Origin of the sequence: Pseudomonas sivasensis (assembly GCF_021391435.1) — a bacterium.
Classification (GTDB): Bacteria; Pseudomonadota; Gammaproteobacteria; order Pseudomonadales; family Pseudomonadaceae; genus Aquipseudomonas; species Aquipseudomonas sivasensis.
Genome location: NZ_CP090029.1, coordinates 3,417,902 through 3,443,315, shown reverse-complemented (window position 1 = coordinate 3,443,315; position 25,414 = coordinate 3,417,902). Strand labels below are relative to the sequence as shown.

General features: G+C 60.3%; 15 protein-coding genes and 2 pseudogenes. 2 read left to right on the top strand and 15 right to left on the bottom strand.

The genetic code is table 11. The annotated features are described in order from the left end of the window. Position 1 precedes the first annotated feature (1 nt). The 14 genes and pseudogenes from glgX to LRO94_RS15390 all read right to left on the bottom strand — a co-directional run bounded on the left by glgX (position 2) and on the right by LRO94_RS15390 (position 21,559). Positions 2–2,161: a glycogen debranching protein GlgX gene (gene glgX / locus LRO94_RS15450; RefSeq protein ID WP_032885261.1), complete on the bottom strand. Its 2,160-nt coding sequence runs from the start codon at positions 2,159–2,161 to the stop codon at positions 2–4. Between the two features lie 122 nt (positions 2,162–2,283). After that, positions 2,284–2,553 carry a DUF2934 domain-containing protein gene (locus LRO94_RS15445; protein ID WP_095184657.1) on the bottom strand — a complete coding sequence of 90 codons (270 nt, stop codon included), beginning with the start codon at positions 2,551–2,553 and terminating at the stop codon, positions 2,284–2,286. A gap of 24 nt (positions 2,554–2,577) precedes the next feature. After that, entirely contained in the window at positions 2,578–5,328 is a 2,751-nt protein-coding gene (locus LRO94_RS15440; protein WP_032885258.1) for a malto-oligosyltrehalose synthase, read from the bottom strand. Further along, positions 5,325–7,409: a 4-alpha-glucanotransferase gene (gene malQ / locus LRO94_RS15435; RefSeq protein ID WP_179178919.1), complete on the bottom strand. Its 2,085-nt coding sequence runs from the start codon at positions 7,407–7,409 to the stop codon at positions 5,325–5,327. The genes LRO94_RS15440 and malQ overlap by 4 nt, the downstream gene beginning before the upstream one ends. Then, positions 7,406–9,151, bottom strand: coding sequence for a malto-oligosyltrehalose trehalohydrolase (gene treZ, locus LRO94_RS15430; RefSeq protein ID WP_032885254.1), 1,746 nt, complete (start codon positions 9,149–9,151; stop codon positions 7,406–7,408). Before treZ ends, malQ begins: the two co-directional genes overlap by 4 nt. 19 nt (positions 9,152–9,170) lie before the next feature. After that, positions 9,171–10,727, bottom strand: a complete 1,557-nt coding sequence (gene glgA / locus LRO94_RS15425) for a glycogen synthase GlgA (RefSeq protein ID WP_081797612.1) — start codon at positions 10,725–10,727, stop codon at positions 9,171–9,173. 1,650 nt (positions 10,728–12,377) lie between these two features. Continuing rightward, on the bottom strand, positions 12,378–13,331 hold the full coding sequence (locus LRO94_RS15420) for a D-2-hydroxyacid dehydrogenase family protein (protein WP_179178920.1): 954 nt from the start codon (positions 13,329–13,331) through the stop codon (positions 12,378–12,380). Positions 13,332–13,357: 26 nt separating this feature from the next. Continuing rightward, positions 13,358–14,359: an alpha/beta fold hydrolase gene (locus LRO94_RS15415; protein WP_179178921.1), complete on the bottom strand. Its 1,002-nt coding sequence runs from the start codon at positions 14,357–14,359 to the stop codon at positions 13,358–13,360. Positions 14,360–14,403: 44 nt separating this feature from the next. Further along, complete coding sequence (locus LRO94_RS15410; RefSeq protein WP_179178922.1) at positions 14,404–14,847, bottom strand: YqaA family protein; 444 nt, start codon at positions 14,845–14,847, stop codon at positions 14,404–14,406. A gap of 3 nt (positions 14,848–14,850) precedes the next feature. Next, positions 14,851–15,297, bottom strand: coding sequence for a DUF411 domain-containing protein (locus LRO94_RS15405; protein WP_179178923.1), 447 nt, complete (start codon positions 15,295–15,297; stop codon positions 14,851–14,853). Positions 15,298–15,378: 81 nt separating this feature from the next. Next, positions 15,379–15,837 carry an SRPBCC family protein gene (locus LRO94_RS15400; protein ID WP_032885248.1) on the bottom strand — a complete coding sequence of 153 codons (459 nt, stop codon included), beginning with the start codon at positions 15,835–15,837 and terminating at the stop codon, positions 15,379–15,381. Between the two features lie 90 nt (positions 15,838–15,927). Further along, a pseudogene (locus tag LRO94_RS28100) lies at positions 15,928–16,443 on the bottom strand (methyl-accepting chemotaxis protein); the annotation flags it as partial. Between the two features lie 345 nt (positions 16,444–16,788). Beyond that, positions 16,789–17,913, bottom strand: a pseudogene (locus LRO94_RS28095) (HAMP domain-containing protein); the annotation flags it as partial. A gap of 283 nt (positions 17,914–18,196) precedes the next feature. Beyond that, positions 18,197–21,559, bottom strand: coding sequence for a membrane-targeted effector domain-containing toxin (locus LRO94_RS15390; RefSeq protein ID WP_179178924.1), 3,363 nt, complete (start codon positions 21,557–21,559; stop codon positions 18,197–18,199). A gap of 537 nt (positions 21,560–22,096) precedes the next feature. On the opposite strand from LRO94_RS15390, the gene LRO94_RS15385 reads away from it, so the two are divergent. Further along, a complete protein-coding gene (locus tag LRO94_RS15385; protein WP_032885243.1) occupies positions 22,097–22,285 on the top strand; it encodes a hypothetical protein in 189 nt (62 codons plus the stop codon). Positions 22,286–22,315: 30 nt separating this feature from the next. Here LRO94_RS15385 and LRO94_RS15380 read toward each other — a convergent pair whose 3' ends face one another. Next, positions 22,316–22,696: a hypothetical protein gene (locus tag LRO94_RS15380; protein ID WP_032885241.1), complete on the bottom strand. Its 381-nt coding sequence runs from the start codon at positions 22,694–22,696 to the stop codon at positions 22,316–22,318. Between the two features lie 237 nt (positions 22,697–22,933). Here LRO94_RS15380 and pvdQ point away from each other — a divergent pair, with 237 nt between their 5' ends. Continuing rightward, on the top strand, positions 22,934–25,222 hold the full coding sequence (gene pvdQ, locus LRO94_RS15375) for a bifunctional acylase PvdQ (protein WP_179178925.1): 2,289 nt from the start codon (positions 22,934–22,936) through the stop codon (positions 25,220–25,222). The last annotated feature ends 192 nt before the right edge of the window (positions 25,223–25,414 follow it).

Here is a 25,414-nt window from a genome sequence, read left to right as displayed (position 1 = left end):
CTCACACCTCGTCTTCGCGCTGCAGTTCAAACAACAACAGCGAGCGGCCGGTCACCGCGTATTCATGTTCAAAATCAAAGCGTTCCTGACCGCGTACTGCGGTGTCATTGGTATCGAGCATGCAGGTCCAGAACTCACCCTCGGGCACTGGCGGCAGGCGGAAATTGACCATGTCGTGGTGCGCGTTGACCACCAGCAACAAAGTCGCATCGGCACCGGCGCGACGAATCCCGGTTTCCTGGGCGCGGCCGTCCATCAACATGCCGAGGCAGCGACCGTGGCTGTCTTCCCACTGTTCGGTGGTCATTTCGTTGCCGTCGGGTGCGAGCCAGGTTACGTCCTTCACGCCGATGTCTTCGTTATAGTCGCCGACCAGGAAGCGTCCACGTCGCAGGATCGGGTAGGCCAAGCGTAGCTTGATTAAGCGTTTGACGAACTTGAGCAGCGACTTGCCGTCATCGTCCAATTCCCAGTTGACCCAGCCGATCTCGCTGTCCTGGCAATAGGCATTGTTGTTGCCGTGCTGAGTGCGGGCGAATTCGTCACCGGCGACGATCATCGGCGTACCTTGGGCCAGCAGCAGAGTGGCGAAGAAGTTACGCATCTGGCGCAGGCGCAGCGCGTTGATTTCCGGGTCGTCGGTGGGGCCTTCAACGCCGTGGTTCCAGGACAGGTTGTTGTTGCTGCCGTCCTGGTTGTTCTCGTCGTTGTCTTCGTTGTGCTTGTCGTTGTACGACACGAGATCATGCAGGGTGAAACCGTCGTGAGCGGTGATGAAATTCACCGAGCTGTACGGGCGGCGACCGCGATGATTGAACATCTCGCCCGAGGCGGTCATGCGCCCGGCGAAGTCCGCGAGCTGGCCGTCGTCGCCTTTCCAGAATGCGCGCACGGTGTCGCGGAAGCGGTCGTTCCATTCCACCCAGCCCGGTGGGAAATTGCCCACTTGATAGCCGCCCGGGCCGCAGTCCCAAGGCTCAGCGATCAGTTTGAGCTGACGCAATACCGGGTCCTGGCGGCAGGCCACGAGGAAACTGTGGCGCTCGTCGAAACCATCGCGATAGCGGCCAAGGATCGTTGCCAGGTCGAAGCGGAAACCGTCGACATGCATCTCGTTGGCCCAGTACCGCAAGGAGTCAGTGACCATTTGCAGCACGCACGGGTGACTCAGGTCCAGGGTGTTACCGGTGCCGGAATCGTTGATGTAGAAGCGCTTGTCGTCAGGCATCAACCGGTAGTACGAGGCATTGTCGATGCCGCGCATGGACAGAGTCGGACCGCGCTCGTTGCCTTCGGCGGTGTGGTTGTAGACCACGTCGAGGATCACTTCCAGCTTCTGTTCGTGCAGGTGCGCGACCATCTCCTTGAACTCGGCGATCTTGCCGCTGGCCAGGTAGCGCGGGTCGGGGGCGAAAAACGCGATGCTGTTGTAGCCCCAGTAGTTGGTCATGCCTTTTTCCAGCAGGTGCTGGTCGTTAACGAAGGCGTGCACCGGCAGCAGCTCCACCGACGAAATACCCAACTGGCGAATGTGCTTGAGCACATCGTCTTCCATCAACCCGGCGCACGTGCCGCGCACGGATTCACCCACCGAGGGGTGACGCATGCTGATGCCGCGCAGGTGGGTTTCATAAATGATCGTACGGTCCCATGGCACCCGCACCGGCTGGTCGTTACCCCAGGTGTGTGCCGGATCGATGACCTTGCACTTGGGCACGAACGGCGCGCTGTCACGCTCGTCGAAACTGAGGTCGTCGTCGGGATGGCCGATGGTGTAGCCGAACAGCGCTTCGGACCATTTGAGCTCACCTACCAACTGTTTGGCGTAGGGGTCGATCAGCAATTTGTGGTGGTTGAAACGATGACCATTGGCCGGATCGTAGGCGCCGTATACCCGATAACCGTAAATCAGTCCTGGATGGGCATCGGGCAAGTAACCGTGGAAGATTTCGTCGGTGTATTCCGGCAGCTCGATGCGCTCCAGCTCTACTTCGCCGGCGTCGTCGAACAGGCACAGTTCCACCTTGGTGGCGTTGGCCGAAAACAGCGCAAAGTTGACACCCAGGCCGTCCCAGGTGGCACCGAGCGGGAAGGGCAAACCTTCGCGAATCCGCGACGGCTCATGTTCCTGCGTCGCTTGGTTTTTGTCGGGTTTGCTCATTCAAGTTGCTCCTGCAAGGGTCTTTTTTCAGGCCGAACGCCGCCAGGCTGACGAACGTTCAGCTCACAATCAGCGTGATGAAGTAACCGCCTGCCGAACGCGTCGGCAGGCGGTTGATAGGATTAAGGCTTTGGCTTTTTCGGAGCCGAGGGCTTTTTCGCCGCAGGAGGTGTCGGCTTGCTGGCAACCGGAGCCGGCGGTTTGGCTTTGGCGGGCGGCTTGGGCGCGGCCTTCGGCTTGGCGCCAGCCTTGGGTTTACTCGGCGTCAGCGCTTCGGCTTCGGCCAGTTTGCGCGCCATCTCCCAGTGGCGCGCATCTTCACCATGGGGCTTACCTTCAGACTCCCAGATCTGATGCGCCAGTTCGCGTATGCGTTTGTCTTCAGTACTCATCACAATGCTCCTCACAGAAAATTTTCAGCTTTCTTGATCATCAGGATTGATAAAGACATTGACCGGGAAATCCCCCAGGGCAGTGCTGATCAACAGCTCCTTGTCTGGTGTGACTGCGCCTGTATGAAAAAGTCCCTTCCAGTTTTGAGTTGGTGCGGCGAACGGTAATTTCAGCCGCGTATCGCCCCAAACCTGCGCATTGATCTGGGGATACACACCGTTCTCCAGCAGGTGATGTGACCAGCGTGGAACCACTACCAGCAGGCGTTTGCCCTGGTGTTCGCGACAGAATGCGACCACCCGCTCGGCATGCTGGCCGACCACTTCCAGCGGTGTGTAGGTACCGTTGCGAAACAGCTCAGGCTGGGCCTTGCGCAAGGCCAGCACCTGGGCAATCACCGCCTGTTTGATGCGCCCGTCACGCCAGTTGAACAACAGTTCGCCGATGTCCGTTGGGGTCTCGAGTGCCCGTTGTCGTGCACTGAAATCCACCGGACGACGGTTGTCCGGATCCACCAGGCTGAAGTCCCAGAACTCAGCGCCCTGGTACAGGTCTGGTACACCCGGCACAGTCATGCGAAGCAAGGATTGCGCCAGCCCGTTGAGCGCCCCGGCCGGGGCAATCGCCTGGGCAGCCGCCGCAATCGCGGTGCGCAACGTGCGACCTTCTTCACTGAGCAATAGACGCGACAGAAACGCTTCCACGCCTTGTTCGTAGGCGTCGTTGGGCGCACTCCAACTGCTGTTCAATTTGGCTTCGCGCAGGGCCTTTTGTTGCCACTGCCAGAGGCGTTGTTGATAGCCGTCGAAGTCATCACCCTGGTCCAGCGGCCAACTGCCCAGCAGCACTTGGTAGAGGATCAGCTCATCACCGGCCGACGGAGTGTCGGCATCGCTGCGTAACGGTGCTGCCAGGGTGCGCCACTGCTCAACCTGTTCCACGTACCAGTCGGCGCACTCGCTGAGCACTGCCAGTCGAGCGCGGGTGTCTTCGCCGCGTTTGTGGTCGTGGGTGGCGGTGGCCAGCAGGTTATCCGGGAAGGCTTCCAAGCGCTGTTGGTTGATCGAATGGAATTCGGTCAACGGTGCGCTGAACTGCTCAGTACTGAAGCCCACATCATTGCGCGACAGCAGCACCGCTGAGCGATAGAACGCGGTGTCTTCCACGGCTTTGGCGGCCGCGGGCGAGGTCAGTTGCTGGAAGCGTACGCAGGCATGCTTGAGTATCTTGCGCTCACGGCCCACCGGACGTTGGCGCCAAGGTTGGCCGCCGAGGGATTTTTCGAGGTGATCCAGCACCGGCCAGTCGCCCTCGCTCAAGGTGGTGCGGGCACCGTCCATGGCCTGCTGGAACACCGCGTCGTCGGCGGCGCTGCGGCCCAAGGCGCTGATGTAAGTGCGGTACACCGGGAAGTGCACGATCAGCTCCTGCAGGGCGCGGCGAATCGCGCCCAGGGTCAGGTCGCGGGTCATCACATCGTCGCGGGCCACTTGCAGGAGCGCTTGGGCGACGCTTTCAAAGTCCCCGCCCAACGAGCCGTTGAGGATCTGCTGGCGGGCCAGACGGGCTTCTTCGATAAACGCTGAGGGCCGTTCGGTATGGCGTGTCCACAGCTCGGCCAGCGGTGCAAAGCCGTCCGGCTGGTGTTGCAGCAAGGACAGTTGGTCCATGAATTCATAGCCGGTGGTGCCGTCCACACACCAATCCTCACGCAGGGTTTCGCCTTCACCGAGGATCTTCTCGACAAAGATCGGCAAGTGCCGCCCAGGCGCCAGGGCGTCCACTCGGCGACGCAGCTTGCGGCAATAACCCCGGGGGTCGGCCAGGCCGTCGATATGGTCGATACGTAACCCATCCACCAAACCTTCGCTGATCAGTTCGAAAATCTTGCCGTGGGTGGCCTCGAACACCGCCGTGCGTTCTACGCGCAGGCCACCCAGCTCATTGACGTCGAAGAAGCGCCGCCAGTTGATATCGTCTGCCGCGGTGCGCCAACTCGCCAGGCGGTAGGCCTGTTGTTCGAGCAACTGATGCAGGCGATTGAAACCCTCGGGTTGGCGCCCATCGAACTGGGTCAAGCGGTCTTCGATAGCCGCCAGGACCTCAGTCGCCCGCTCGGCCAGTGCCTGCTTGAGCCAGGCGGCTTCGGCGTAGGTGTCGTCCTGATAGGCGAGGGCGGCGAAACGGTCAGCCAGGGGTTTGAGCGTTTCATCGCTGCCCAGGATCAACGCGTAATCCCGTGGGCATATCGGGAAGCGATGCTCGTAATGCTCGACATAAAATGCGCCGTGGACCGCATCGAAATGCAATGTCAGGGTGCCGGTCTGTAACGCTTCGCCGTAGTCGCTGCCCAGAAACGGCATCAACAGTTGACCCTTGAGCAGCGGGTCGGGCGAGTGCCACTGGATGTCGAAGAACTCGCTGTACGGGCTCAGGCGGCCCCACTCCAGCAGGTCCAGCCACCACGGGTTATCGGCACCGCCAACGGCCATATGGTTGGAGACGATATCGAGGATCAGCCCCATGTCGTGTTCACGCAGGGCGGCGACCAGGCGGCGCAAGGCGGGTTCACCGCCCAGTTCCGGATTGACGCGGGTCGGGTCGACCACGTCGTAGCCGTGCATGGACCCGGCGCGGGCGCTGAGCAGGGGCGAAGCGTAAAGATGGCTGATGCCTAACTCGGCAAAATACGGCACCAGCGGCACCGCATCGTCCAACGTAAAGCCTTTATGAAATTGAAGGCGCTGGGTGGCGCGCAGGGGCAGTGTCTTCATCGGTCACGCTCATAGGCCTGGTTGCGCGCGACGGCCAATAGTTCAAGGCGGCGCGCGGCTCCGGCATTGTCCAGCAAACTTGAAGCCTCACCCGCCAGGCGTCGGCGCCAATTGGGATGGGTATCGGTGGTGCCGGGCAGGTTGGCTTGTTCTTCGACGCCCAGGGCGTCTTCCAGTGGCAACAACACCAACGGCGCACGGGTATGGCCGAGGTAGCGCACGCTGGCGTCGATCATGTGGTCGGTTTCGTTACGGATCTCGTCAACGAAGTTCTGCGGGTCCTGGCTCAAGGCCTGGCGCAGGGCCTGGCGTTCGCGCAGGCGGTGTTCGCTCCATTGCTCCACGGTGGGCGCATCGATCAGGCCGAGTTGGATGTTCCAATCGATGTCGCGGCTGTGCCACCAACCATTGAGCGTGGGCAAATCGTGGGTGCTGGTAGTGGCCAGGGCGTTGTTCGGCCAGTCGAGAATCGGCGTGAACTGACCATCGTGGCCTTGCTCGAAGAGCAGCACACGCATCCCCAGGATAGAGCGGCTGCTGAGTTTTTCGCGCAGGCCGTCGGGCACAGTGCCGAGGTCTTCACCGAGGACGATGGCTTGATGGCGGTGAGATTCCAGCGCCAACAGACGCAACAGGTCGTCCACCGGGTAATACAGGTAAGCGCCTTCGCGAGGGGATGCGTCCATGGGGATGACCCACAGACGTTGCAGGCCCATCACATGGTCGATGCGTAAACCACCGGCATGGGCAAAGTTGGCGCGCAGCATCTCGATAAATGCGCGGAACCCATTGCGCTGGAGGCCTTCCGGCGAGAACGCGGAAATGCCCCAGCCCTGGCCCGCACGGTTGAGGATGTCCGGCGGCGCGCCCACGGTCAGGTTGGCCAGCAGTTCATCCTGGCGGCTCCAGGCCTGGCTGCCACCGCCGTCAGCTCCCACCGCCAGGTCGGCGATCAAGCCAACGCCCATGCCACTGCCCTTGGCGGCTTGTTGCGCGCGCTCAAGGCAGCGGGCGATCAGCCATTGGGTGAAGGCGAAGTAGCCGATCTCTTCTCGGTTGTCCTCGGCGAACTTCGCCAGCGCCGGGCTCTGCGGGGTACGCCACTCCTGCGGCCAGTGGCGCCAGTCGAGCGCTTCGCCGGCAGCCGCGCGCACAGCTTGCACCGCTTCAAAGCGACAGTGATTTTCCAGGGCTTCACCGCCGGCCTGGCGGAAGCTCAGGAAATCGGCATGTTGCGGATGCTGGCCGTGGCGGAAGTCTTCGTACAGCGCGCGCAACAGGCGTTGCTTGGCGTTGGCGGCGGCGGGCCAGTCGATCAGGGTGTGTTGCTCCAGAGCGTGCAGCTCATCCTCCAGACCAAGGGCGTCGATGGCGTTGCGCACTTCACGTTCGCCAAGGATGCAGCCGGGCGAGGCATACAAACTGTTGAGGAACAAACGGCTGGACGGCGAATAGGGGCTGTAGCGCCCTGTGTCGGCGCTGAACATCGCGTGCATCGGGCTGATTGCCAGGGCATCGGCGCCGCGCTCGGCGGCAGAACGGGCCAGGTGTTCCAGGGCCAGGGTGTCGCCGAAGCCACCATCGCCCAGACGGCGCAGCGAGTACAGCTGCGCACTCAGGCCCCAGGCGCGGGCGGGCTGGCTGTCGACCGAGTCGGCGACGCTGTAGCAGTGAGTGGGGGCGACGGCCAGCGTGAAGGTCTGGTCGTTGATGTGCACCTGGTGGTAGCCCAGGGCGATGATGCCCGGCAGCACGGCGGCGCCGTCCAGGCGCAGGTCCAGGGTTTCGCCGTCTTCCAGGCTGACACGGCACAGGGTGTCGGGTTCGAAGTAGTGCGCCAAGTCAAGGCCGTCGCCGCTGTCGACCGTCATCAAGGGCGGCAGGTGTTTGTCTTGTTGCGCCCGCTCCAGTTCCAGCAGGCTGGTATTGATCTCTGCGTCGCTGTCGGCCGGGTGACCGAGGCCTTTGAGGACAGCGCGCAGGGCATCGGGTGTCACGCGTTGCGGGCGGCCGTTGGCGTCGATCCAATCGACGGCCAGGCCTGCGCGGCTGGCGAGGATTTCCAGGTTCGCTTCACTCAAGGGTGTTCTCCAACAGGGGAAAGGCTGACGCGCGCGCTGTACGGCGGCAGTTGCGCGCCTTGCTCAGCAGGCGTGGCAAAAAGTAGGTGCTCCGGCGCCGGATGATTCACGGGCGTGGCACTGAGGTTCAGATCGATTTGCAACAGGCTGCCATTGCCCAATCGCCAGCGGGCTGTTACAGCGCCGTCCGCCAGCACTTGGGCGCCCAGCGCCACACTGCCGGGCAAGTGCGGCACGAGATGGCGATGGCGCAGGCTCAGCAGTTGGCGGTAGAACTGCGCCTGTTCGCTGTCGGTAAATGTCGGGTTTGATTGCTGGAAGGTAGGCAGGGCGTTGGGGTCAGGGATGCGTTCGCGTCGCTCGGGATCCTGGAATGCGGCGAAGTCGGCAAACTCGTTGCGCCGGCCTTCACGTACCGCTTCGGCCAGTTCGCCGTGGTGGTCGGTGAAAAATAGAAAGGGCTCTTTGGCGTTGACTTCATCGCCCATGAACATCAGCGGGATCATCGGCGACAGCAGCAGCAACGTGGTCGCGGCCTTGAGTGCCTGAGGCGAGCACAGTTGATGCAGGCGTTCGCCCAAGGCGCGGTTGCCGATCTGGTCGTGGTTCTGCAAAAACAGCACAAAGGCACTGGGTGGAAGGTGCGCGCTGGGTTCGCCACGGGTGTGGCCATGGCGTGTGGTCTCGCCTTGGTAGATGAACCCTTCGCCCAGGCAGCGCGCCAGCTTGGCTGTGGTGTCTGCGGCGAAGTCGCTGTAATAGGCGTCGGTTTCACCGGTGAGCAGCACGTGCAGCGCGTTATGGCCGTCGTCATTCCACTGTGCATCGAAATCATGCTCCAGCAGGCTGGCCTGGTTGAATTCGTTCTCCAGCACCAGCCAAACGTGGCGACCGGTGTCGACCTGCTGGCGCACACGCTGTGCCAGTTGTTGCAGGAAACCGGGATTGTCGATGGCGTGCACGGCATCCAGGCGCAGGCCGTCGAAGCGGTACTCCATCAGCCACATCAGTGCGTTGTCGAGGAAAAAGTGGCGCACCTCGCGGCGCTCGAAATCGATCCCCGCGCCCCAGGGGGTGTGCACGTCTTCGCGAAAGAAGCCTTGGGCGTATTGACCCAAGTAGTTGCCGTCAGGACCGAAGTGGTTGTAGACCACGTCGAGGATCACGGCCAGGCCGTGCTCGTGAGCGCTGTCGATCAAGTGCTTGAGCTGCTCAGGCGTGCCGTACGAAGAATGGGGCGCGTAGGGTAGAACACCGTCGTAGCCCCAGTTGCGTTCGCCGGGGAACTGCGCCAAGGGCATCAACTCAATGGCCGTGACGCCCAGCTCGGCCAGGCGTGGCAGGTGTTTCTCCACGCCGGCGTAGCCTCCCATTGCGCCGACATGCAGCTCGTAGATCACCGCCTCATGCCACGGGCGACCTTGCCATTGGCTGTGCCGCCATTTATAGGCGAGGGGGTCAACCACCCGGCTCCAACCGTGCACATCGCACGCTTGGGCCCGGGATGCGGGGTCGGGCACGTCTTTTTCCCCGTCGATGTTGTAGCGGTAGCGCGTGCCCGCCGGGCACTTTATTTCTACTTCAAACCAGCCCTCTGCCTGCGGCAGCATGGCAACTGATTTGCCGTCTTCCAATTCAACGCTGACATAAAACGCGTCTGGCGCCCACAAGGCAAAACGCGTGTGTTGCGCGTCCAGCATGATTGCGCCGTGGGGCCAGGTTTCTAGAGTCCGTAACGGCATCTATAGAGGCCTCCCTTGATTACTTGACTGATTTCCCCAGGGCCTTGGCCACAAGTTGTTCGTAGAGTTCGGCGTAGGGTTCGACTGCCTGGCACCAATTGAACGGTTGGGTCATGGCACGGCAACGCATGGCGTTGAGCAGGCCTGGGAAAGCGAAGACCTTGAACGCGCGGCTCAGGGCTTCTTCATAACTTTCCACCGTGGATTCATTGAACAGGAACCCGGTGACGCCATTTTCGATAGTGTCTGCCAGCCCGCCGGTATTGCGTGCCACCGGCAGTGAGCCGAAGCGCTGGGCGTACATCTGGCTCAAGCCGCAGGGCTCGTAGCGCGATGGCATCAGCAGGAAGTCGCTGCCGGCAAACATACGGCGCGCGTCGGTTTCGTTGAAGCCGATGCGCACGCCGACTTGGCCCGGGAAGCGCAGGGCCAGTTCACGCATGGCCTGTTCTTCTTCCGGTTCGCCGCGCCCGATGATTGCGATCTGGCCGCCGTTCTCAACGATGAAGCCAGCCACCGCTTCGGTCAGGTCCAGGCCTTTTTGGTAGACAAGACGCGAGACCACGGCGAACAGCGGGCCGGTGGAATCGTGCAGACCGAACAATTCGCGCACGTGGGCGGCATTGATTGCCTTGCCTTCCCAGTCGCCGATATTGAAGTTGTGCGTCAGGTGCTCGTCGGTGGAGGTTTCCCAGCTTTCATCAATACCGTTGGGGATACCACTGAGCAGGCCTTGCTGGGTCTTGGCGGCGAGAAAACCGTCGAGGCCGCAGCCAAATTCCGGGGTGGTGATTTCCTGGGCGTAGGTGGCGCTCACCGTGGTGATATGGCTGGAATAAGCCATGCCGGCCTTGAGGAACGACATCTTGCCGTAGAACTCCATGCCTTCCTGCTGCAGGGCGTGGGGCGGGATACCCAGCTCTGGCGTCGAGGCCAGGCTGACCACACCTTGATAGGCCAAGTTATGAATGGTGAACAGGGTCGGCGTACGTGACCCACGCCAGTGCATATACGCCGGGGCCAGGCCAGCAGGCCAGTCGTGGGCGTGCACCAAGTCCGGGCACCAGTGAATCTGTGCGAGGTTGGCGGCGATGTCGGCGGCGGCCAGGCCCAGGCGGGCGAAGCGGATATGGTTGTCCGGCCAGTCGCGGCCGTTGTTGGCACCGTAAGGCGTGCCTTCACGCTCGTAGAGCTCGGGGCAGATCAGCACATAAATGACGAGGCCGTCCTTGAGGTCCATACGCCCGATCTTGCATGGCGGCAGCGCGGCGTGGCCGCCCAGTTCACCGATGATGTGGATCGGGTTGTCGCTTTCCATGACCTGCGGGTAGCCGGGGATCAACACGCGCACATCATGCAGGTGAGCCATGGCACGGGGCAGGGCCGCGGAGACGTCGCCCAGGCCACCGGTTTTCACCAGGTCAGCAAACTCGGACGTGACAAACAGCACTTTTTTTCGATTCGGGTTGTGACTCACGATCGGCCGCACAGAGCTTGGCAGGTCGGCCAACGACGTAGGCCCCCCTGCAGGCTGACTGAAACGCTCTCCCTGAGTATCTACTGCGGCACTGATCATAATGCACTCCCATTTTGTTGGTCGGCTAATGGCCCGCTGCCACTAGCTCCGATTGGCCGCATCCTGCGGCCAGGCGCACAAGCACTGTACAAACTGGCAAGGCGTATGCCAGTTGCACGGATTGCGAAAAAAGATTGGATGGACGGGCATGTGCTGTGAAGCGTGTGTGCTCGCCTTACCTTAAAACTGGACCAATGGCAGAGTCGGAAAGTTTAGATTTTTTGCGGGGTTTTTGTTTTGGAACGGACCCATCGGTCATCAGTCTAGGACAGATCCTCATAGCCTGTAGGGTTTCTGGGAAGATTTTGTAGGACAAAAAACTTTTAACCTGAGAGTCAGTGGTTATTAGCCAATTGTTTGTGGGGCACTGGTGTATTTCGAGGTAATGCGGTTTGACCTGGGTTTTGTAGTGAGCAGGCTTGCCCTGCGCTGGGCTGCGAAGCAGCCCCATTAGGGGCACCGCTTATGTACCTGGTGCAGCAAGGTGAACCATTTGGGAGCGCTTCGCACTCCGTCGCAGGGCAAGCCTGCTCACCACAGAGGTTGTGGCGCCCGTGGGCAGGAGGTTGTGAGCTTATTTCTGAGCAAACCTCTCACCACAGCGTTGTTTGCGACTGTGGAGTAGGGCTGAGCCGTATTTTGTAGTGAGCAGGCTTGCCCTGCGCTGGGCTGCGAAGCAGCCCCATTAGGAGCACCGCCTATGTACCTGGTGCAACAAGGTGAACCATTTGGGAGCGCTTCGCACTCCGGCGCAGGGCAAGCCTGCTCACCACAGAGGTCGTGGTGCCCGTGGGCCGGAGGTTGTGAGCTTATTTCTGAGCAAACCTCTCACCACCGCATTGTTTGCGACTGTGGAGTGGGGCTGAGCCGTATTTTGTAGTGAGCAGGCTTGCCCTGCGCTGGGCTGCGAAGCAGCCCCATTAGGGGCACCGCCTATGTACCTGGTGCAGCAAGGTGAACCATTTGGGAGCGCTTCGCACTCCGTCGCAGGGCAAGCCTGCTCACCACAGGGGTTGTGGCGCCCGTGGGCAGGAGGTTGTGAGCTTATTCTGAGCAAACCTCTCACCACAGCGTTGTTTGCGACTGTGGAGTAGGGCTGAGCCGTATTTTGTAGTGAGCAGGCTTGCCCTGCGCTGGGCTGCGCAGCAGCCCCATTAGGGGCACCGCCTATGTACCTGATGCAGCAAGGCGAGCCATTTGGGAGCGCTTCGCACTCCGGCGCAGGGCAAGCCTGCTCACCACAGAGGTTGTGGCGCCTGTGGCAGGAGGTTGTGAGCTTATTTCTGAGCAAACCTCTCACCAAAGGATTGTTTGCGACTTTGCAGTAGGAGCTGAGCTGCACTTTGTAGTGAGCAGGCTTGCCCTGCGCTGGGCTGCGAAGCAGCCCCATTAGGGGCACCGCCTATGTACCTGATGCAGCAAGGCTAGCCACTTGGGAGCGCTTCGCACTCCGGCGCAGGGCAAGCCTGCTCACCACAGAGGTTGTGGCGCCTGTCGCAGCAGGTTGTGAGCTTATTTTCTGAGCAAACCTGCTCACCACAGGGGTTGTGGCGCCTGTGGGCAGGAGGTTATGAGCTTATTTTCTGAGCAAACCTCTCACCACAGGGGCGGCGTGCGCCTCTGCGGTGAGAGGCGCCCCGTATTGGTGCGTCAGCCAATCGGCCGGATGAGCGCATTTTTCGCCCAGGCTTGGATATCCTCGATCATCTGCTGGTAGAACTGCCGGTAATTCTGCTCGCTCACATAGCCTACATGGGGCGTGGCCAGCACATTGGGCAAGCGGCGGAACGGATGATCCAGCGGCAACGGCTCCTCGGCATACACATCCAGTGCAGCCCCCGCCAGGCGACCACGGCTCAATGCCTCAACCAATGCCTGCTCATCCACAATCGGCCCACGCGCGGTATTCACCAGACGCGCCGTCGGTTTCATCCAGCCCAACGCTTCTGCATCTACCAGGCCTCGGGTGCGGTCGCTGAGTACCAGGTGGATGGTCAGGATATCGGCCTGTTTGAACAGGTCTTCCTTGCTGACCCAGCTCACACCGGCTTGTGTCGCACGCTCCGGCGTGAGGTTTTCACTCCAGGCAATCACGCGCATGCCGAAGACTTGGGCAAATTGCGCGACCTTCTGGCCGATGCTGCCCAGACCAAGGATGCCCAGCGTCTTCCCGTACAGGTCGCCGCCAAGGCCGACCTGCCAGTGCCCGGCGCGCACGGAGTTGGCCTCGGCCAGCAGGTTGCGGGTGGAGGCCATGATCAACGCCCACGTCAATTCCGGCGCCGCCTGTTTATAGCTGTCGGTGCCGCAGACGTGAATGCCCAGGGCCTTGGCGGCGGGGATATCGATGGCCGCGTTGCGCATGCCGCCGGTCACCAGCAACTTGAGGTTGGGCAGCCCCTGCAACAGCGCGGCGTCGAATGGGGTGCGCTCACGCATCACGCAAATCACCTCGAACGGCTGCAGACGTTCGATCGTTACGGCGGTATCGGCCGGGTAATCGTGCAGGAAGTGCACCTGGCCGACCGACTCCAGCACCGACCAATCCACCACGTCACGGGCCACATTCTGCCAATCATCAATGACTGCGATTTGTACCGACATTCACGAGTGCCTCGAAAAAGGTTGGATTAAAGCGCGTTCAAACCCTGCAACAGCGCCTGGTGAAACTTCGCCGGTTCTTCCATCTGCGGCGCGTGGCCCAGGCCGGGAAACTCCACCAGCGTTGCGTGGGGGATCAGCTTGGCCACGGTTTTGCCCAACACCGCGTAGTTGCCGAGCTTAGCTTTGACCTCGGGCGGCGCGACGTCCTTGCCGATGGCGGTGTTGTCGGAGGTGCCGATCAGCAAGAGGGTAGGCATCTGCAGGTTCTTGAATTCGTAGTACACCGGCTGGGTGAAGATCATGTCGTAAATCAACGCCGAGTTCCATGCGACCCGCGTATGCCCCGGGCCGTTGCTCAGGCCGGCATACATATCCACCCACCGCTCGTATTCCGGCTTCCAGCGGCCGACGTAGTACGTGTTGAGCTGGTATTGGCGAATCCCATCGGCGCTGACTTTCAGTTCACGGGCATACCACTGGTCGACGCTGAGCGCAGGCACGCCCAGGGCTTTCCAGTCTTCCAGGCCGATGGGGTTGACCAGCGCCAACTGCTCAGTCTGCTCGGGGTACATCAGCGCGTAACGCGTGGCGAGCATGCCGCCGGTGGAGTGGCCGAGCAGGGTGACCTTTTGAATGCCGAGCTTTTCCAGCAGTTGGTGGGTGTTGAGGGCCAACTGCTGGAAGCTGTACTGGTAGTGCTCGGGTTTGCTGGAGCTGCAAAAACCGACCTGGTCCGGTGCGATCACTCGGTAACCGGCATCACTCAGGGCCTTGATCGAGCTTTCCCACGTTGCACCACAGAAATTTTTGCCGTGCATCAGCACGACGGCGCGACCATTGGCGGTGCCTTTGGCCGGCACGTCCATGTAGCCCATTTGCAGGGATTCGCCTTGGGATTGGAATTGGAAATGTTCAAGGGGGTAGGGGTACTGGAAACCTTGCAGCTCGGGACCGTAGGTGGCCGCGTGCGCAGGCGCTGTGCTGGCCGTCAGCAGGCCGGCGATGCAAAAAGCGCGGAATAGAGGCATGGGCGGGGCTCCAGGAAGGGTGTCCGGATGCTCTTTGCGAGGGATTAAGTGGGGATTAACACCCATTGCAAGGTCACGGCGGCCAGCACGGCATAGCGCAGGCCTTTAGCTAGGGTCACCAGCAGCAGAAACCGCCACAAGGGCTCACGCATTACCCCGGCCACCAACGTCAGCGGGTCGCCAATGATCGGCACCCAACTGAGCAGCAGCGTCCAGTGTCCCCAGCGCTGGTAATGGGTGCGCGCTTTTTCCAGTTGCCTGTCGCTGACCGGAAACCAGCGCCGACCCTTGAAGTGCTCCACCCAGCGGCCCAGCCACCAATTGACCAGCGACCCGAGAACATTGCCCAGGGTCGCGATACCCAGCAGCCACCACAACCCGTAATGCCCGCTGACCAGCAGGCCTACCAGCACCGCTTCGGATTGCAATGGGAGTAAGGTCGCAGCACCAAAGGCGGCGAAGAACAGCCCGAGGTAACCCATCAGCACAGATCAGTGCGCCGGGTACTCAGCCACCACGACATCGTTGCCGTCCCGGGTCAGCCCGATGACTTGATAGGCCTCGCTGCGCCCGTCCATTTCCATGCCGGGCGAACCCATCGGCATGCCCGGTGCGGCAATACCCAGCAGGTCGTCGCGATTGCGCAAAGCCAGCACTTGATCGGCGGGCACGTGGCCCTCGACGAATTTGCCGTCGATCACGGCGGTGTGGCAGGAGCCCAGGCGCGGGGCCACGCCCAGGCGTTGCTTGACGGCACTCATGTCGGCTTCTACATGGTCGTTGACCTTGAAGCCGTTGCTTTCCAGGTGGCTGATCCACTTTTTGCAGCAGCCGCAGTTGGCGTCACGGTGCACGTCGATGGGGATGAGGTCAGCGGCCTGGGCCAGGGTGGTGGTGAAGAGGGCTGAAAGCAGGGCCAATCGCAGTGGGGTTTTCATCAGGTTTTCGTCCAAGACCAGGCAGTAAGCCGGGCATTCTCCGCGCTTTTTTGAAGGGGGCGCCGTTGTAATGTTTCAAAGTTATACAAGATTGGCGTTTTCAAGGCGGTGCCTGAGCTGGTCCAGCGCAATCGCTGATAGTTCGATCATGCGTTCGTGCAGGCTGGCCAACTGCAATTCGGTTTCATAGGTCAGCACACGCTTGAACAGCGTGCCGTCGTGAAAGGGCAGCAGGAAATAGTGGATGGAACCATCGACGGCGAGGGATGTGAACACCGTCTTGAACTCGTCGGGACGACGGGCGATCTGCACGCGGTAGCTCATGGGCACGCGTACACCCAGCAGGTCGATCATTTCGGTAAAGCGTGCACCGGCGGGGAGCGATCCGGTGGTGCCGGTATCGGCCCCGAGGGATGTGGGGTGCCATTCATGCCAGCGATCCGGTTGGGTCACGTAGTCGTAAACAGCGTCAATGGGGGCTTGGATAAAGCGTTCCTGACTGATCCGCTCCAAGCGGAACGACTGCTCGACAGCGCGCATGGCACACCTCCTGTGTGGCGGGGCTTAACACTTGGAACTGTCAGAATAGTCCGACTCCCGCGCTTTGCGCGGGAGCCTTTAGAGAATTGATCAGCGCACTTTGAAGCGGCCCATCAAGGCGATCACCCGGCCATTGGCATCCAGCAGGCTCTGGGTATTGGTTTCGGTGGCATGGCCGCTTTGTACCAACTCTTCGACCATGTGTCGGATTTGCACCATGCTGCGGTTGATCTCCTCGGTCACCGCGCTTTGCTGCTCGGCGGCTGTGGCGATCTGCGTGCTGAGGTTGTTGATATGGCTCACGGAACCCGCCATTTCATCCAACCCGGTGTTGACCCGCGCCGTGGCATCCGCTGCCGATTGGCAGCTGGCCTGGGTATTTTCCATGGCCGCGACCGAGGAACTCACCCCGGCAGTCAGGCGTGCCAGCATCTCGTTGATCTGCGAGGTGCTTGCCTGAGTGCGCGCAGCCAAGGCGCGCACTTCGTCGGCGACCACTGCAAAGCCTCGACCTTGCTCACCGGCCCGGGCCGCTTCAATGGCGGCGTTGAGGGCCAACAGGTTGGTCTGGCCAGCAATGGCGCCGATCACCCCGAGGGTCTCGGTGATGCGTGCGGCGTCCTGGCGCATGTTTTCCACGGTGTGGGTGGCGGCGGCAACTTCGCCGATCAAGGCGCTGACACTGGTGGATGCTTCCCCAACGACCACGCGGGAGCGATCGGCGTGCTCATTGGCGCGCTGAGTGAACGAGGCGGTTTCGGCCGCGTTTTGCGCGACGTTGTCGGCGGTGGAGCTCATCTCGGTGATAGCGGTGACGGTCTGGTCGGTTTCCGAGGCGTGACGCACCAGGATCTGGTTGGTGTGGGCCGAGGTCCGTTGCAATTGCTCAAGGCCTGACGACATCGCGCCGGTGGCCTGGGTGACTTCGCCGATCATGTTTTGTAGGTAGACGATGAAGTGGTTCACCGAGTGACCGATGGCGCCGAGTTCGTCTTCGGCGCGGATGGTGATACGTCGCGTGAGGTCGGCATCGCCAGCGGACAGCGCGTCGATATTGGTTTTGAGGATCTTCATGCGCTGCACCAGTTGGCGGATCGCATACGCCGCCAGCAGCACCAGCAGCAACACCATTGGGATCTGCAACAGCGCCAGACTGCCGAGCACGTCATCGCGTTGGGCAGTGATCAGTGAAGTGGGCAGGGCGGTGGCGAGGAACCATGGCGTGCCTTCGATGGGGCGCAGATAGAAAGTGCTGGCCACGCCGCCATTGTCGAACTCGCTGCGTTGCAGTGCCTGGTCGCGATGGGCCAGGGCTTTGCTAACCTGGGTGGCAAATGCCGAGGTGGAGGTCAGTTCGCTGATGTTCTTCAACACCACGGGGCTGCTCAGGCGCGAGCTGTTGCTGATGATCTTGCCATCGCCCTCGACGATCAGCATTTGCCCGCCGATGTCTTTTTCCTTGCTGGCCACCAGGTCATTGAAGAAACCCAGGGTCACGTCGATGGTGGCCACGCCATAGGCGGCGCCGTCACGCTGGATCGCCATGGCGCAGTTGGTGCGCGGCTCCTGGCTGGCGTCGTCTTTGTAGGCAGCCGCCCAGGCGCATTGCCCGCGCGGCGAAGCGAGGCCGCCTTTGTACCAGCTCTGGTCGTAATAGTTGGGCGCGGGGTCGCTGTTCCAGAACGTGTTCACCGCCAGCTTGCCCGACGCATCGCGGTGCCAGAACGTGCTGTGCTTGTTGCGGCCCGGCGTGCGCTGGTTGGGCAGCGGCCAGATACCACCACCAAATACCTTCAGTTCACCATATTGGTCGACCAGGCCTGGCAGGACCTTGTCGATGGCATCGCTGTCGAGCAGTGGAATAGTTTGGGTGATGGTGCGTTGCTGGGCCTGAACCTTGTTCAGTTCGCCCTGAATTTGTTCTGCCACCTCACTGATGCGGTTGAGCACCACCTGTTCTTCGGTCTGTCGCAGCTTGGGTGCGACCAACTGGCCGATACCCACGACGGTCAACACGAATAGCACCAGGACGAACAGCACCAGAAACAGGGTATAGCGGGCTTGGATAGAGCGCATTGGGGGCATGGGGTCGTCCTTACGAAGCGTTTATTATCGACGCGGCTTTTTTAGAGCTTCGTTGGGCTATCGGCTTGGCAACGCTTAGCTTTAGGTACGCTCGTGCAAATAAAGTAAAGGGCTAAACGGTTGGGATTGGCAATTCAACTGGGAGCCCATGGACAGTTGTCTCGGTAAACCGTGCCGATAATGGGTTGAGCGGCGCGCCCCACCCGGCACGGGGTTGCAGCGCTAGGGACGGGCCATGCGCTGTGACCGCTAGTGTGCCGGGTGGGATTTGGGTTTACGGCTTGATGTAAATCTGGAGATCGCCGGGGATACCGCCGCTGCCGACCGGTTTGGTGGGATCCTGTGGATGGCCCAGGACTCTGGTTCCGAAATGGTTCGTGGCGCTGGGCCTGTCAAACACACCAATGCCGATGCTGCCGGTCAACTCAGCGAGGCCGGGCACACCTTCGGAGGTGTTCATATGTGAATGCCCAACCAATGCAGCCCACTTATCAGCACCTGAGGTGGCCTGGATGGTTTCAGCGGCGTAATAGTTGAACTCTTCAAGCCGCGTGATCGACGCGGAGCCAGTAGTGGTCGGCTTCTTTAAGCCGCGTAGGTCTTTGTGGCGGGTGAGGTAGTAGTGATCAAGAGGCAAGACCTCTATGCCGTTATCCTCCAGCTTTTTGCGTAACTCTTGGAATGTCGGGCCGCTTCGAAGCTGCTTGCTTTGACCAAGGATGCCAATTCCGTCGTCGACAAGCCCTTGGGGCATATCTATCAACCCCTCGAAGTAAACTCTTTTAACGCCCTCGTTTTTTAGTGTGGCGACGTTATCGAACAGCGCCCGGAAGCTTGCCATCTGCTTGTGGGACTCTCCAAATACCACGCCTTGCGAGGCTTTCAACGCTGTTTCGATCAGGTCAGGGACAGGGACGTTGCCGGCGATGTGCGGGATGGTCGGTCGCGTCGGGAGGCCCGCCTGCTGGATGGCGTCAAAATAGTCCTTCATTTCATCTTTGAACTTTTGAATGGTCGCCATTTTGGTGTCGGGTTTGAAATGATCCGGTTCCAGTTTGCCGCGCATACTTTCTGCGTAGTCGCCGACGGGCAACGGCTTTCTGACTCGCACTGGACGCGCGATGGAGGCCATAGGGTTGTATCGATGACGGTGTTGTGCAGGGGAAGGGGAGTGGGTATGGGGGGAGCCGGGTGCCAAGGTGTCGAGCGGGTTGAAGTCTGCCAAAGGCGTGCCGTAGGGCTTCATCGCAGCGGGGTCGTAGGCATACCGTTGGCCGTTGGACAGGATGGTGTCGGCCCGGAAGGTCTGGTCGGCGATCTTGAAGGTGCCGTGAGTAATGGGCCCATGCTCGTTGGCGATGACCCTTGCCATATTAACGGCCCCACTGGTTTTCTTGATGGTGTCGATGCCTTTGCCGATCAGCTTGGCGCCTCCCTGCACCAGATCACCCAGCCCGCTCGCTGGGTTGAGCTCACCGATGAGCGTGGTTCCCAGAATTTTTGCCACCCGAACCGCCTTGGTTGTCGCGCTGAAGCCCTTGACTGCGACGTTCCCAATTTTCGCCGCCGCACCTGCGCCGGCAGTGACGAATCCGAAAATATCCATCCCCAGATCGACAACACCGTCCAGGACGTTGCCGTTCTTGAAGTTGACGATGGCCGATCTCAAGGGAATCAGGTCGAGAAAGAAATCCGCCAGTTTCTCCTCGACGTCCATCTGTTGATCGTAGGTGGTGGTTCCCCTGGCCTGCTTGACCACGTCCTTGTTATCAATATCCAGGTGTTCGATAAACGCATCGGCAATGGATTGCGTTCGGTTGCTTGAAAAGCTGTCGGGAACTGGCAGTGGATTCCCCGCAGTGTTACTTGGCTGCCAAACGGTGTCATCGGCGTTGGTTGGGAGGAACTGCTCTATTGGATAGACGAGGTTTGACTCGCGATCACGTTCTTTGGTCAATACGGTGCCTGGGACCGTGGTGATGGAACCCTGCTTAAGGTCGATCGCGTAAACCGTTTCGCCGCTGCCCCCGGTGGCTTTAACCAGCAGTTGTTCGTTTTTCTCTACAAGGGTTCTGCCAGTGAACCCCATACCCAACTGGTACGTATTGTTTTGATAGAACTCCAGCTTCCCATATTCCAGGTTTTGCCTGTCTGCCAGCGGGAGCTGAGCGATCAAGTGTTTGACCGTCGTACCAATGCCTTGTTTGCGTGAGTTGATTGCTTGGGAAAGTTGAGAATTAAAGACGGCGTTTACATCGAATGCCAGGGACTTACCTTCCAGTGCATCAAGGATGCGCGGGTCTTTGGTTTCCCACGAAAACTGATCCAGCCCGCTCATGGCGATATCCAAGAGCGAATGGTGGCCTGCTGGCGCTCGATTGGGGTCGTAGAGCGGTTGCGCGTAGGGTTGGCTGGTGTCCTTGACCGTTAGCAGCTTCTCTTCAAACGGGACATCCTCGCCAAAACGTTCTTTTAGTTTGGCCAACGCGATGTCTTTACGGCTGGGCATGTCGGTTTGGATCTGGCCGGTGGCTTCTAGCCGTAAATTCGCTTGTTGATTGAAAGCGGTTTTGACCTTGTCGATGTCGGCTTCGTTGTACCGATCGGCTTCGGCCTGGCTGATAACGCCGTTTACGACGCCCCAGACCCGCAGGGCCGCACTCTGCGCTTTTTGGGTGATGGACAGGTCTTGCAGGCTGGCGCCTTCAGCGGCCGACATGACCTGGGCAAAGGTCATGTTCGGCACCTTTCCCGGTGTTTGCGCTTCTATCGTCGCGGCGGCGATCGACAGGTTGAGCCACGCGGTGCTGCCATACGTCACGCTGGCCGGCAGGTCCTTGATCAGTAATTCGGGGGCTTTCCTTGCCAGAAGCACGTACGCGCCAACGTTGGCCATTGCGGCGGATGTTTTGCGTTTTTTTATCAGGTGTTGGCTCAGGCTGGTCACCACGGCCGACGCGGGTTTGCCCCAGTGTGCGTCCTGTGCGAGGTTGAAACTGGCGATTGCGCTGGGGGGGGCGTGATCAATCGATTCTGGATCCAGCGCCAGGTTGATAGCGGTCAGCGTGTATTCGTTGACGCTGGTGTCAGTTGCAACGCCGTTCAATTTGGTCTGAATGGCTTGCCCCAGCGCCTGTGCCCGTGGGGTGGTCAGGATAGCGACCAAGGCTTTCGCCGGATCGGTGGCGGCTTCGCCGGAAGGTGGCTGGTTGCTGTTCAGGTATTCCAAAACGCCAAGGCTTACGCCTATCTGCGCTGGGTTCGGATGCTGCGCCACGTAGTGCCTCAGCGTACCAAGTAGCGCCTCTTCGTTGCGCATGCTCATTGGTATCGGCCAGGACAGCCCACCGCCTAAATTGCCCAGTGGATGCTCTAACGCCCGGTTGAACACGGCGTCTGCCAAGGCAATCAGGCCGAAATGGTTATTGGGGAGCATCAGGTTGTTGGACGTGATGTAGGCGTCGAGCGTGACGGCCGCGTCTGCTTCTATCGGGTAGGACGAACCCGGTTGAATATCCATCGGCGTCGCCTTCAGCGCGGCGAGGATCGCTTGCGGTGTGGCATTCACACCTAAGCGTGTTGCCGTTTCGCTGAGTTTTTGTCCTAGGCTCCTGAGGTTCTGGTTGTCCGCCATCATCTGTTTCAAGCCAGTGCTGGCACGTGAGAGGCGGGGGGAGGACGCAGCGGTTTGGAGGTTTGCTGAAGGATTGCTGGCGTGTAAACCAGGCGATTGATTATTGATAGGCGGGGGCGGTAGGTGAGGCTGAGATGGGGGTTGAGTGGGTGTGTGAACATTCAACATGGGGTGGGCACCTTTTCAGACAAGCTGTAATAAGCGTCTTTCATGAGGAGGTTCCCTTTTCCTCAGACGTCCTCGATTGGGTGTAGAAAACACCCTGCGAGGTTCCTTGCGGAAATACCGAGGTCTGTAAAATTAAGTGTTGGCAACGGCGTGAAAAGTCTTTTATGAAACCGGTAAATCAGCCCTGTGTCTCGATGTGATGGCTCAGATTGCCGTAAGGCGTTTGCAGGTCAATCCGGCGTAGGGCGAGCCAAAGCTTTTCATCGCCTGTAATATGAGCGCCTGTCGGCCCGGCCTATGCCTGCCCCAGGGCCGGTGTTGGCAAGGAAGGCTTCAAACAATGGATACACTCTTCAAGTTCAGGAACTTGTCATGACCCAAAAGCAACGTTTGAAATATTCACTTCTGATTGCCCTGGCTGTATTGGGGACGATGTTTGGCCTGTCCTACTTGCAGAACACCGGGGTCATCAGTGAGAAAACGTTCCAGACCATCGCCATTGCCGTCGCGGTGATCGTGGTGGTGATCAACGGCGTCATGCGTCGCAAGGTCAAGCTCTGAGCGTGAAGGCATGGGCATGAAGCTCTGACTTCAGGCGCGTCCTTCGAGCACCTTGGCAGCCTCTTCGTGGAGGCTGTAACTCTTATCGGCATTGAGGGTGATAACGCCCTCGCTGCACAGGCGCTTGAGCACTTCGCGCACGCTGAGAAACGACAGCGGGATGCCAAGGTTCAGCAAGTGGCTGTGCACGCCGCGCACCCCGAGGGTGCGCTGGCTGTCGGCAGCCGTGAGCAGGGCGTCGATGACCTTCAGCCGAATCAGGCTGGTGCGCAAACCGAAACACTTAAGTAAGTGGCGAATACGCTGGTTGCCATGCTGTTCGGGCGCTTTGCCGAACACTTGCGTGCCGCCGCCAAAGTTGGCGTCGGCAACCGATGAATGTCCGTCCGTGGGCACTTGCGGGTTGTACATGCAAAAAACTCCTTATCAGAGCCTGATCAGGAAAATGATGGCGCTCTTACTAATAAGACGAACGAGCGAGCGAAATCATGAAGTGTTGGATGTAGAAATTTCGTCAGTGTCGGTTTTGTCACAACCAGCGTCCTTCAGATAAAGCGGCCGCGTCGCTAAATTTCTCCCGGTTTTGTGCGTTCTTACGGTGGGGTAACTGCCCCCGGTGAGGGTGTTCAATTTGACTGTGGAGTCTGCGTGATTATTTCCAACGGGTTGTCCAGGATGGGTGTGGCAGGGCTATTGCTGGGGTTGAGCCTGGCCGCATCGGCGCGCGAGCAGGTGGCGCAGGCGTCGGCAGATATCCGCCGTACCAGTTATGGGGTGCCGCATATTCGTGCCAACGATGAGCGTGGCCTGGGGTTCGGCATTGGTTATGCCTATGCCCAGGACAACCTGTGCCTGCTGGCCAATGAGGTGGTCACGGTAAATGGCGAGCGGGCAAAGTTTTTCGGCCCCGATCAGTCAACCCTGGAAGAGCGCAACAATCTGGCCAGTGATGTGTTTTTTTCCTGGCTGAATACGCCAGAGACGGTGGCGGCCTTTTGGACAGCCCAGAGCCCCGAGATAAAAGACCGTATCGAAGGTTACGTCGCTGGCTACAACCGTTACTTGAAAGAGCAGGGTGCTCCCGCGCAGTGTCAGGCGGCCTGGGTACGCCCGTTGGTCGCTGAAGACGTGGTGAAATTGACCCGCAGGCTGCTGGTGGAAGGCGGTGTCGGCCAATTCGCCGAAGCGCTGGTTGGCGCGGCGCCGCCTCAAGCCACTGCCAGCGTGCAGCTCAGCGCCAGGGCATTTGAATTGGCTGCGGCCAACCAGCAGCGTTTCACCCTTGATCGTGGCAGCAACGCGGTGGCTGTGGGCCGTGAGCGCTCGTTCAATGGGCGTGGGATGTTGCTGGCCAACCCGCACTTTCCGTGGGTGGGTGGCATGCGCTTTTATGAGATGCACCTGACCATTCCAGGCCAATTGGACGTGATGGGCGCCGCGTTGCCGGGCTTGCCAGTGGTCAACATTGGCTTTAACCAGCATGTGGCATGGACCCATACGGTCGACACGTCCAAGCATTTCACCTTGTACCGCCTCACCCTGGATCCGAAGGACTCGACGCGCTACATGCTCGATGGCAAGTCCGTCCCCCTGGAAAAAACCTCGGTAACGGTGCAGGTCAAGCAAGCGGACGGCAGTGTTAAACCCGTGGTTCATCCGGTCTATAGCTCGCAGTTCGGCCCCGTCGTGCAATGGCCTGGCAAACTGGACTGGGACAGCCATTACGCGTTCAGCCTGCGCGACGCCAACCTCGGCAACGATCGCGTCCTGCAACAGTGGTACGCGATGAACCGCGCCGGCAGCCTCAACGAGCTGCAAACTTCGGTGCACACCCTGCAAGGCATCCCATGGGTCAACACCCTGGCCGCCGACGATCAGGGTCAGAGCCTGTACATGAATCTCTCGGTGGTGCCCAACGTCAGCGCGGCCAAGCTTGCCCAGTGCAGCGATCCACGTGCCGGCCTGCAAATGATCATGCTCGACGGCGCCCACAGCGCCTGCGCCTGGGACGTCGACCCACGCTCAGCCCAGCCCGGCATCTTTCCGGCTGACCAACTGCCGCAACTGGAGCGCACTGACTATGTGCAGCACTCCAACGATTCGGCCTGGATGGTCAACCCCAAGGCGCCGCTGGCAGGTTTCTCACCGGTGATCAGCCAGGACAACATCGGCCTGGGCCCGCGAGCGCGGTTTGCCTTGCAGCGCCTGCAATCCCTGGATAAGCAACCGATCAGCGCTGCCGACTTGCAAAACATGGTGATGGACAACGAGGTGTACCTGGCCGGCCAGGTCATGCCGGATTTGCTGGCGTTCTGCGCCAAACACCTCGGCACCGATGCGGCGGCACTGAAGCCGCTGTGCACCAGCCTCAAAGACTGGGACCGGCACGCCAACCTCGACAGCGGCCTGGGTCTAGTGCACTTCATCAACCTGGTGGAACAGCTGGAGCAAATCCCTGATGCCTGGCGCGTTGCCTTCGACCCGGCCCAACCCCTGACCACACCGCGCGGCCTGGCCATCGACCGTGCACCGGTCGCCAAGGCCCTGCGCGAAGCCATGCTGGCCTCTGCCGCAGACGTCGCCAAGCTCGGCCTCAAGCCCGGTAGTAAATGGGGCGATGTCCAAGTCTCCGGCCAAACCCCGATCCACGGCGGCCCGCAGGAACTGGGGATCTACAACGCCATGCAAACCGTGCCCCGTGCCGATGGCAAGCGCGAAGTAGTCAGCGGCAGCAGCTACCTGCAAATCGTCACCTTCGACGACCAAGGCCCACACGCCCAGGGCGTACTGGCGTTCTCCCTGTCCAGCAACCCCGCATCGAAATACGCCAAGGACCAGACCCAAGCGTTCTCCGAGAAAAAACTGCGCTCACTGCCGTTCACCGACGCCCAGATCAAGGCCGACCCGCAATACCAGTCGCAGCGCATCAAGGAGTAGGGCAGGCACGCAACCCCTTGATGCCAATGCGAAATATTTTTGAAATCAAGGGGTTGCAGGCATTGGCAAATGAGTACATAATGGCGCCCATCGAACGCAACGAAGCATTAAAAACTTCAATGTATTCAATGAGTTAGAGTAGAGGCATGGCTTTGTAGCCCACTCAAGTTTTTATGCGGTGAATGTCAGCAA